The organism is Planococcus sp. A6 (assembly GCF_028823615.1).
Taxonomy (GTDB): domain Bacteria; phylum Bacillota; class Bacilli; order Bacillales_A; family Planococcaceae; genus Planococcus.
In genome coordinates this window covers 1-10,662 of the sequence record NZ_JAPEHT010000114.1, presented here as the reverse complement: position 1 = coordinate 10,662, position 10,662 = coordinate 1, and the positions used below count along the sequence as shown (strand labels likewise).

General features: G+C 49.7%; 9 protein-coding genes and 1 pseudogene. 1 reads left to right on the top strand and 9 read right to left on the bottom strand.

Annotation, left to right across the window (positions count from 1 at the left end):
• From nikC to mutY, 9 genes and pseudogenes are all read right to left on the bottom strand, one after another.
• A partial coding sequence (gene nikC, locus ON064_RS14510; RefSeq protein WP_274625329.1) for a nickel transporter permease occupies positions 1-829 on the bottom strand: 829 nt, incomplete at its 3' end.
• A 50-nt stretch (positions 830-879) separates the two neighbouring features.
• Complete coding sequence (locus tag ON064_RS14505; RefSeq protein ID WP_058381342.1) at positions 880-1,884, bottom strand: ABC transporter permease; 1,005 nt, start codon at positions 1,882-1,884, stop codon at positions 880-882.
• 80 nt (positions 1,885-1,964) lie between these two features.
• Entirely contained in the window at positions 1,965-3,578 is a 1,614-nt protein-coding gene (locus ON064_RS14500; RefSeq protein WP_274625328.1) for an ABC transporter substrate-binding protein, read from the bottom strand.
• 28 nt (positions 3,579-3,606) lie between these two features.
• Positions 3,607-4,571 (bottom strand): annotated as a pseudogene (locus ON064_RS14495) (ABC transporter ATP-binding protein).
• Entirely contained in the window at positions 4,546-5,565 is a 1,020-nt protein-coding gene (locus ON064_RS14490; protein WP_058381345.1) for an ABC transporter ATP-binding protein, read from the bottom strand. Before ON064_RS14490 ends, ON064_RS14495 begins: the two are co-directional and overlap by 26 nt.
• Before the next feature lie 153 nt (positions 5,566-5,718).
• Positions 5,719-7,464, bottom strand: coding sequence for an ABC transporter ATP-binding protein (locus tag ON064_RS14485; protein ID WP_274625327.1), 1,746 nt, complete (start codon positions 7,462-7,464; stop codon positions 5,719-5,721).
• 60 nt (positions 7,465-7,524) lie between these two features.
• Entirely contained in the window at positions 7,525-8,070 is a 546-nt protein-coding gene (ntdP, locus tag ON064_RS14480; protein ID WP_058381347.1) for a nucleoside tri-diphosphate phosphatase, read from the bottom strand.
• Positions 8,071-8,173: 103 nt separating this feature from the next.
• On the bottom strand, positions 8,174-8,920 hold the full coding sequence (gene fabL, locus ON064_RS14475) for an enoyl-[acyl-carrier-protein] reductase FabL (protein WP_274625326.1): 747 nt from the start codon (positions 8,918-8,920) through the stop codon (positions 8,174-8,176).
• Complete coding sequence (mutY, locus tag ON064_RS14470) at positions 8,917-9,981, bottom strand: A/G-specific adenine glycosylase (protein WP_274625325.1); 1,065 nt, start codon at positions 9,979-9,981, stop codon at positions 8,917-8,919. Before mutY ends, fabL begins: the two co-directional genes overlap by 4 nt.
• Positions 9,982-10,118: 137 nt before the next feature.
• On the opposite strand from mutY, the gene ON064_RS14465 reads away from it, so the two are divergent.
• Positions 10,119-10,662, top strand: a 544-nt coding sequence (locus tag ON064_RS14465; RefSeq protein WP_274625324.1) for a metal-dependent hydrolase, incomplete at its 3' end; no start/stop codon positions are given.

The window sequence follows — 10,662 nt, the reverse complement described above, 5'->3', positions numbered from 1 at the left end:
GTGCGTCGCGCAGCCCGTCTCCCATTAAATTAAAGCCAAGTACGGTCAACATGATCGCCACACCAGGGAAAATCATCGTCCACGGTGCATTGGTCAAGTACGAGCGGGAATCGGCCAGCATCTTGCCCCATTCCGGGGAAGGTGCCTGCGCCCCGAGCCCGAGAAATCCGAGTGCCGCCGCTTCAATGATCGCTGTCGCAATCGCGAGCGTGCCTTGGACGATAACCGGCGCCATGGAGTTCGGCAAAATATGCGAAACCAAGATGCGGTTGTCTTTCATGCCGATCGCTTTCGCTGACATGATGTATTCGTCTTCCTTGATGCTCAATACCTTCGATCGGATCAAGCGCCCGAAGTTCGGAACGTTGATAATGGCAATCGCAATCAATGCATTGCGCAGGGACGGCCCAAGAACCGATACCACCGCAATCGCAAGAAGAATACTCGGGAATGCCAGCATGATATCGAACAGCCGGGAAATGATAGTATCAACCCAGCGCCCATAATAGCCGGCCAAAATGCCGAGAATACTGCCGACAACTACCGAGCCAATAACCGCCAGGAATCCAACCCATAGCGAGATGCGCGCTCCGTATACGACACGCGACAAGATATCGCGGCCGAAATCGTCTGTACCCATCCAATGATCGCCGGAAGGAGGCAGAAGCCGCTGGGAAAGATTTTGTTCATTGATGCCTTGCGGTGTAAATAACGGACCGAAAATCGCCAAAAGAATGAAGAAAATGACGATGCCCATGCCGACGACCGCGACTTTACTTTTGCGGAATCCGCGCCATGCCTCTTTCCAAGGACCGGCGACTTTTTGCATTTCCTGCTTGTCTGCTGCTGCTGTTTCAGCCAATGTGCTCCTCCCCCTTCCTAATCATATTTGATCCTCGGATCGACCAAGCCGTAAAGCAAGTCGACGAAGAGGTTGATCATGACGAATATAAATGCGACGACTAGAATGCCGGATTGGATAACCGGATAATCGCGGAAACCGATCGCTTCATAAATATAGCGCCCGATGCCTGGCCATCCGAAAATGGTTTCTGTCAAAATGGCGCCGCCGAGCAATAAGCCCATCTGTAAGCCAATGATTGTAAGAACTGGAATGATCGCATTTTTCAATGCATGCTTGTAGACGACCCAGAACATCTTGACGCCTTTAGCGCGCGCTGTCCGGACATAATCCGAACGCATGACTTCAAGCATTGAAGAGCGTGTCATCCGTGCGATGATCGCCATCGGAATGGTGGCTAGTGCCGTGCCTGGAAGCACCAAATGTTTCAATACAGTCGCCAATTGGTTGAAATCACCTTGAATGATGGTGTCCAACACATAAAAATTGGTGATGTTATTGATTGGGTCCCGGACGTTTTCACGCCCTGTCGTCGGCAATATGCCGAGTTCAATCGAGAAAATCCATTGGTTCATGAGGCCGAGCCAGAAGATTGGCATGGAAACACCGATCAAAGCTAGCACCATCGCTGTGTAATCGAACCACGAGTTTTGGAACCATGCAGAGATGATGCCCGCATTAATGCCGATGACGACGGCAATGATGATCGCGAATAAAGACAGTTCAAATGTCGCTGCTAGATATGGCCAAATTTCTTCCGAAACAGGTGAACGGGTACGCAGTGAATCCCCCATGTCGCCTGTAACCAGGCCTTTTAAGTAATCGAAATATTGGATGTACCAGGGATTATCAAGCCCCAGACTGGTCCGTAATGCTTTAATTGCTTCTTCGGATGCTTGTTGCCCAAGGATGACTTGTGCGGGATCGCCTGGAATTGCCCGGATGATCATAAAGACGATAAACGTCATTCCGAGTAAGACAGGAATCAATTGCAAAAGCCGCTGCCCGATATAGTGAAGCATCTTCTTCACCTCTCCATCTCAATTGCATTATGTATTGAAAAGGGGGAGAAATCAGTATGACCTCTCCCCCAAAGAAACGCCTACTCCAGATCTACTGAAGACAATTTGTCAGAGCCAGTTGGATGCGCTTTAAAGTCGATTACGTTCGTCCCACCTGCAAGAAGCGGTGTAGAGTGCGCAAGCGGTACCCATGGCGCGTCTTCGTGAATGATTTCCTGTGCCTGCATGTACAATTCGTTGCGAGCATCTTCATCAACTTCTGTTTGAGCTTCGATCAATAGATCGTGAAGTTCTTGGTTTTCGTAGTATGTGTAGTTGTTTGAACCGATATTGTCTTGGTCAAGCAATACATACAAGAAGTTATCCGCATCGCCATTATCGCCTGTCCAGCCAAGAAGGAATGCATCCGCTTCTCCCGCTGCCGCTTTTTCGAGGTATGTTGCCCACTCGTAAGAAACGATTTCAGCTGTAATGCCGACTTCTGACAAATCACTTTGGATCGCTTCTGCTACTTTTTGGCCATCCGGCATATACGGACGTGGAACCGGCATTGCCCATAGTTCCATTGTGAAGCCATCTTCAAGTCCAGCTTCAGCCAGAAGTTCTTTCGCTTTTTCTGGGTCGTACTCGTAGCCTTCAATGCTGTCGTTATAACCGCTGATTACCGGAGGCATCGGGTTTTTCGCGACTTCTGCACGGCCTTCGAAGAATGAATCAACAATCGCCTGACGGTCGATCGCGTGGTTCATCGCCTGGCGGACTTTCGGATCATCAAATGGCTCACGAGTAGTCGTCAATCCAAGGTAGCCGACGTTCATCGACGGACGCTCGAACAATTGAAGATTTTCATCGTTTTCGATTGTTTCTGAATCTGATGGCGTGATGCCGTCAGCCAAATCAATTTCGCCGGACAATAATGCATTCAAGCGAGCTGAGTTATCTGGAATTGCACGGAACACGACTTGGTCGAGTTTCGGTTCTCCATCTACCCAGTAATCATCGAATTTCTCGATTGTTACCGTGTCGTTGCGCTGCCATTCAACGAACTTGAATGGGCCTGTGCCGACAGGGTTGTCACCGAATGATTCGCCAGCTTCTTCAAATGCTGTCGGTGATGCGATGCCGAACGGGCTCATCGCCAAGTTTTTCAAGAATGGTGCTTGAGGACGTTTTAATTTGATAACAACTTCGTTATCGCCTGTCGCTTCAACAGATTCGATGACGTGTTCTTCTTCGTCGCCAAATCCGCCAAACATTGATTTATAGTACGGGAATTGGTCTGCATCTCCAGCAGCCCAGCGTTCAAAGTTCGCGACAACTGCTTCTGCGTTGAAATCCGTTCCATCATGGAAGGTGACGCCTTCTTGCAATTGGAACGTATAAGTCAAGCCATCTTCAGAAGCTTCCCAATCGCTGGCAAGCCCTGCTTCAATTTCTGTGTCCTGCTCTCCGAAATTGATCAATGTATCGAAGATGTTTTTCGTTACTTTGAAAGATTCTCCGTCTGTAACTGTGATCGGATCTAGTGACACCGAGTCGCCGCCGCGGCCGAAGATCAGGACTTTTTCGCCGCCTGATTCTGAATCTCCGCCTTCTCCGCCTGACTCCGAATCACCGCCTGAACAGCCGTAAAGCGCTGTGGACAGCAAAAGCAGCATCAGGAAAGCGATTGATACAATTTTCTTTTTCCCCAAATTAACCCCTCCGTTTTGTTTTTTATTATCATTGCGGCCTGCATTCCTCATAGAGGTGGCAAGCTACAGAATGACCTGGTTCGACTTCCGCGAAACGCGGAATTTCCTGCGAGCAGATATCCATCTTGAATGGGCAGCGTGTATGGAAACGGCAGCCTGATGGCGGGTTGGCCGGGCTCGGCACATCCCCTTTAATCACCACTTCTTCGCGGACAAAATCAGGGTCCGGTACAGGCACTGCCGAAAGAAGCGCTGCTTTTCATACAGGCTTTCTGTATCCGCAAGCTCCGCCATATTGCCCAAATACATGACGCCTACGCGGTCACTGATATGGCGTACGACGCCCAAATCATGGGCGATGAATATGTACGTCAGTTTCAAATCGCGCTGCAGATCCTGCATTAGATTGAGCACTTGCGCTTGAATCGATACATCAAGCGCCGAAACCGGCTCATCGGCAATGATCAGTTTCGGGTTAGTCATGAGCGCGCGTGCGATGCCGATGCGCTGGCGCTGGCCGCCGCTGAATTGGTGCGGATAGCGTTTGGCATGGTAGCTGCTGAGCCCGACGATTTCGAGAAACTCGTGCACTTTGCGTTTGCGCTCTTTCGGGTCGCCGATATTATGGACATTCAGCGGCTCCATCAAAATCTTTTCGATGCTGTGGCGTGGATTGAGTGAAGCGTACGGATCTTGGAAGACCATCTGGATATCGCGTCTGGCCTTGCGCATTTCAGACGCTGACAAACTGGTCAATTCCTGGCCATCAAACGTCACTTTGCCTTCTGTCGGATCGAGCAAACGCATAAGCATACGCCCGGTCGTCGACTTGCCGCAGCCCGATTCGCCGACGATTCCGAGCGTTTCGCCTTCATTTACATAAAAAGAAATGTCATCAACTGCTTTGACCTGCCCTTTGACACGGCCGAACATGCCGCCCGTAACCGGAAAATACTTCTTTAAGCCTTCAACTTTCAACAACGGTTCTGTCATGCGACTCGGCCTCCTTTGGATCGAATAGGAAACAGCGCGTCTTGTGGTCTTCTGCCGTCTGGTATAATGCCGGGTCTTCCACACGGCAACGATCGAAAGCAAATTCACAACGTGCTGCGTATTTACAGCCTACTTTGATCGATCCCGGTTTTGGCACGTTTCCTGGAATAGAGTATAGCCGCTCTTTCTTGAAGCGCATATCGGGTACGCTTTCTAGAAGGCCGCGGGTATATGGATGCTGCGGATCATTGAAAATGGTATGTACTGGCCCTTCTTCGACCACTTTACCCGCGTACATGACTACGACGCGTTCGCAAGTTTCTGCGACGACCCCAAGGTCATGGGTAATCAGCAAGACGGCGGTATCGAGCCGTTCATTTAAATTCTTGATCAATTTAAGGATCTGCGCTTGAATCGTCACGTCGAGGGCCGTGGTCGGTTCATCCGCGATCAGCACTTTCGGGTCGCACAATAAAGCCATCGCGATCATGACGCGCTGGCGCATGCCTCCCGACAATTGGTGAGGATAATCATTAAGCAAAGCTTCTGCGCGTGGCAAGCCGACCAGCTTCATCATTTCGACAGCGCGTTCCTGGATTTGGCTTTTCGACCAATCCTTTTTGTGGATCTTCAACGCTTCGCGCAATTGATTGCCGATGGTAAACAAAGGATTCAGTGAAGTCATCGGCTCCTGGAAAATCATCGCTATATCGTCGCCGCGAATCTGGCGCATTTCTTTATCGGATAGTTTCGTCAAATCCTTATCTTGGAATAAAATTTCCCCGCTGACAATTTTCCCTGGAGGACTTGGCACCAGCCCCATTATGGACAATGAGGTAACACTTTTGCCGCAGCCTGATTCCCCTACGATGCCGAGCACTTCTCCCTGGCGGATATGGAAATCCACGTTGTCGACTGCCGGTACTTCTCCATCATCAGTGAAAAAGGAAGTGCGCAGCCCTTTCACATCCAAGATGGTTTTACGTTCGTCCATAGAGATCCTCCTTCTTCATTTTAAATTATTCAGAACATTCTCCGTGTTTCCATTATACGTAATATTAGTAGTAATGCAATAGTTTTCGGGAGATTGGCGAAAGCCTTCCTTCCTATTAAAAAAGCTCCCCAAAAATTGGGGAGCTTGAAATAGTTAACCTATGTTCTGCACTTGGAATAGTTTGTAATAGACGCTACGCTTTTGCAACAGCTCTTCGTGCGTGCCTTGTTCAGCCAATTGACCGTTGTCGATGACCAAGATTTGGTCAGCGTGGGTGATGGTCGATAAGCGGTGCGCGACCATCAATGTTGTGCGGTCGTGCGCAAGGCGTTCCAAGGAATCCTGGATCAGCGCCTCGCTTTCGAGGTCGAGTGCGGATGTCGCTTCGTCCAAGATGAGGATCGCCGGGTCTTTCAGGAAGACACGGGAAATGGCGATGCGCTGTTTTTGGCCGCCAGATAACTTGACGCCGCGTTCGCCGACTTTCGTATCGTAGCCTTCCGGTAAGTTTTCGATAAATTCATGGGCATTCGCCGCTTTGGCTGCCGCAATGACTTCCTCATCGGTCGCATCGGGTTTGCCCATCAGGATATTTTCTTTGACCGACTCGCTGAACAGGATCGAATCCTGCAGGACGAGACCGATCTGATCGCGCAAGGAATGGATCGTCACGTCTTTTAGGTCGTGGCCATCCATACGGATCGTACCTTCCGTGGCATCATAGAATCTCGGGATGAGTGAGACGATCGTCGATTTGCCTCCGCCGCTCATGCCGACAAATGCCACTGTTTCTCCTGGGCGGACCGTGAAGTTGAGATTCGACAGCACTTCACTTCCCCCGTCATTATAATGGAACGAGACGTTATGGAATTCAAGCTTGCCATCGACGCGCCCAAGTTCGCGCGCACCTTGTTTATCCGTTACGTCGTATTCCTCATCGACCATCTCGAAGACACGGTCCATCGAAGCAAGTGACTGGACGAGTGTTGTTGACGAGTTGACGAGGCGACGCAGTGGATTATACAAGCGTTCGATGTAAGCGATGAACGCCACCATTGTCCCAAGCGTCAAATTCCCTTGGATAACCTGGTAGCCGGCGTAGCCGATGACCAATAGCGGTGCCACATCGGTGATGGTGTTGACGACCGCGAATGCCTTGGCATTCCATTTCGTATGGTCGATCGCTTTTTCCAGGAATTGATCGTTCGTGTTATTGAAAATCTTTTCTTCATGCTTTTCGAGTGCAAAGCTTTTGATGATGCTCATGCCTTGCACGCGTTCGTGTAAATAGCTTTGGACATTGGCAAGCGCCTGGGAACGTTCGCGCGTCAAATCACGCAAACGGCCGAAGAAGTATTTGACACTGAATGCATAGAAAGGAAAAGCCAACAGCGCCACGATCGTTAGGGATACGTCCATGGTGAGCATGATGATGATGGCAATGAGGATGGTCGCGACATCGAGCCAAACATTCATCAAGCCGATCATGACGAAGTTTTTCGTCTGCTCGACATCATTGATGACCCGTGAAATGATTTCCCCGGCCCGTGTGTTTGCATAATAGCGCAAGCTCAGGCGCTGCAGGTGGCTGTAAAGATAGCTACGGATATCATAGAGAATTTTATTGCTGACATATTGTGCATAATATTGCCGGAAATATTCGATCGGTGGGCGCAGCAGGAAGAACACGATCGCCGTGCCCCCGAGCCATAGATAAAGCTGGCTGAGTTTTTCCGCGTCCGATAATGCCTCTGCACCGATGATATCATCAATGACGATTTTGATTAAAAGAGGGATAAAAAGAGGGATCGCAAACTTGAATATCCCGATGAAGATCGTCAAGGCAATCTGCCAATAATAGGGCTTGACGAATTTCATATAGCGTTTCATACTGCTCAAACTGTTCACTCCATTCTGTTCAAAACGAAAAACCTGTTGGCAGGCAACAGGTTTTCCATGTTAATCATGAATCCGGTTATGCTTATGAAATTCATACCGGCTCGTCCATACTTCGATAAAGTCCTGGGCAAAAGGGCCTCTTCTTTGCTTGATCCAGCTGATCAGCTTGTCCACATTTCGGTAGAGTATTTGATCGATGACTTCTGGGTAGCCCATTTGCCGCTTATGGTCTTCAAATTCGTCTTCATCCAACAGCGTGTAAGACATATCCGGAAACACTTTTACATCCAAGTCATAATCGATGTATTTCAACGATCCATTATTGTAGACGAACGGGGAGCTGATATTGCAATAATAATAAACGCCGTCGTCACGCAGCATGCAGATGATGTTGAACCAATGTTCGGCATGGAAATAACAGATCGACGGTTCTCGCGTCAACCATGTCCTGCCGTCCGATTCCCTCACCAGCGTGCGTTCGTTCGCGCCAATCACAATATTGTTCGTCCCTTTCAGTACAGTTGTTTCCTGCCAGACACGGTGGATGCGTCCGTTGTGCTTGTAACTGTGGATCTGGATTGTTTCACCCTCCGCAGGAACCGCCATGCACCATCCCACCTTTTCGTCTAACTATCACTATATGTTATCTCCCGTTCATTATATCAATCAATTCTGAAAACATACAGCAATAAGCCGAAAGTTGCGAGAATCACATGACGATAGACCGACCTCCGTCGACGATGATCGTCTGCCCACGGATCATATCGGCATGGTCGGAAATGAGGAACATCGCGGTTTTCACCATGTCATCGATTTCCACCATGCGCCCTGCTGGCGTGTTGTCGCGCGCATCGCCGAGCAGTTCCTCGCGGTTCGGGAAATGCTTCAACGCTTCCGTATCGAGCGCCCCGCCAGAGACAGTATTGACCGCGATATTTTTCGGCGCGAGTTCCACCGCCAAATAACGGGTGATCGATTCGACAGCCGCTTTCGACACGCCGATCGTCGTGTAATTTTCCAAATAGCGGATCGATCCGAGCGAGCTGATGCCGATGATCTTGCCGCCTTTGTCCATCAGTTTGGCCGCTTCCTGTGCGCCGAATAGCATCGCTTTAGCGTTGATGTTCATCGTCCAGTCCCAATGGGATTCTTCCAGTTCCATGACTGGTCGCAAGACGCCGGATGCCGCGTTCGACACGAACACATCCAAGCGGCCGAACTCTTCCTTGATCGTTTCGAACATGGCGCGCAACTTATCGACATCGCCGACATTGGCGCGGACGAGCAACGCTTTTCTTCCTTTCGCTTCAACTTCTTTTACGGTATCAAGTGCAGCCGTTTTGCTGCGCGCATAGTTGACGACGATATCATAGCCTTCTTCCGCAAGCGCAATTGCCATCGCTTTTCCTAGCCCACGGCTGCTGCCTGTTACTAACGCCACTTTTTGTTCTGTCATTTTGCTACATCTCCTCTTTGCTCTAAAGCTGTCTTCATTTTTTGTCCGGGCCCGGCAATCGGTAAATTCTCCAATTGTTCCGGTGTCACCCATTTCATGTTTTCAGGCGGCGTGAATTCTTCCGCTCTGGCCAAATAGCCATCCACGTTCCATGTTAAATGAGAAAAGACATGTTTGAAAGCGGTAATTTTCTCGACATCAGAAAGCGCGCCGTTTAAAGTCTCTGCATATAATTCACCGACTTCATTCGCTTCGAGCGGTGCGGTCAGCTCAAGCATCGGATACTGCCACATGCCTGCAAGCAGTCCTTTTCCTGGGCGCTGCTCCATTAAAAGCTTGTCCCCGCTCCAAATTGCCATCATGGCGAAATCGGCATTGCGATTTTTCTTCGCTTTCGTCTTAACCGGCAATTCAGTTTCCTTGCCGGCGTGAAATGCTTCGCAATGATCGCGAACCGGGCATAACAGGCATTTTGGCGATGTCGGCGTGCAGATGAGCGCACCGAGTTCCATCAATCCTTGGTTAAATGAAGATGGGTCTTCGTGGCTGATCAATTCTGTTACCGCCTGTTCAAACACTTTGCGCGTCTTCGGCTTGGCGATGTCTTCTTCGATCAAGAGGATGCGGCTGAGCACACGCATGACATTGCCATCGACGGCATGTTCCGGCACGCCATAAGCAATGCTCAATACTGCACCTGCCGTATAAGGACCAACGCCTTTCAATGAAGAAATCTCCTTGCGCGTCGATGGCACGATGCCCCCGTATTGTTCGGCGACTTCGCGCACACCTGCCTGAAGGTTGCGGGCACGCGAATAATAGCCGAGCCCTTCCCAAAGTTTCAATAAACTTTCTTCTTCAGCTTGCGCCAAAGATTCGACAGTGGGAAATTTCTCGACAAAGCGTTTATAATAAGGAATAACCGTATCGACTCTCGTCTGCTGCAGCATGACTTCGGAAATCCAGATTTGGTAAGGGTCGGCTGTACGTCTCCAAGGCAGGTCCCGCTGTTCTTTCCGGAACCAGCCGATCAAATCCTGCTGAAATTGTTGCTTGTCCATATTTATGTTTTCTGCCTCCGTTCGTGCTGATTATTCCGGCCCTGAAGCGGGTATGTATATTTAGGGAATATACTTATTTTATCAAATGGCGGGCACACAAGATATTATAAACGCTCGCAAAGAAGGGGGATGCGTCGATGGATACAGGAACTCATATCGTCATGGGTATTGCGCTCGGCGGGTTGGCAATGGCCGATCCCGTTGTCGCTGCCCATCCGGCCACTTGGACTGCCGTCATGACCGGCACCATTATCGGCTCACAAATCCCCGATATCGATACTGTTTTAAAACTGCGCGACAACGCGGTGTATATACGCCATCACCGGGGCATAACACATTCAGTGCCGGCCGTGCTGTCATGGCCTATTTTGCTTTCCGGCGCTATTTACCTTATTTTCCCGGAAGCCAATTTACTTCATTTATGGCTATGGACTTTCCTGGCTGTGTTCCTGCATGTATTTGTGGACATATTCAACTCATACGGCACACAGGCACTCCGGCCATTTTCCAATCATTGGGTGGCACTCGGCGTCATCAATACTTTTGACCCGATTATTTTCGGCGCACACGTCGTGGCCCTAATGATCTGGGCGTTCGGAGCCGATCCGGTTTGGACGATGAGCATTTTGTATGTCATCTTGTTCTTCTATTACATCTCGCGCTTTGCGTTGCAGTCAGCGA

Excerpts from the sequence above, each read along its gene's own strand:
- ON064_RS14505 (WP_058381342.1), bottom strand. The coding sequence starts at position 1,884 with ATGCTTCACTATATCGGGCAGCGGCTTTTGCAATTGATTCCTGTCTTA.
- ON064_RS14490 (WP_058381345.1), bottom strand. The coding sequence starts at position 5,565 with ATGGACGAACGTAAAACCATCTTGGATGTGAAAGGGCTGCGCACTTCC.
- ntdP (WP_058381347.1), bottom strand. The coding sequence starts at position 8,070 with ATGGCGGTTCCTGCGGAGGGTGAAACAATCCAGATCCACAGTTACAAG.
- fabL (WP_274625326.1), bottom strand. The coding sequence starts at position 8,920 with ATGACAGAACAAAAAGTGGCGTTAGTAACAGGCAGCAGCCGTGGGCTA.
- mutY (WP_274625325.1), bottom strand. The coding sequence starts at position 9,981 with ATGGACAAGCAACAATTTCAGCAGGATTTGATCGGCTGGTTCCGGAAA.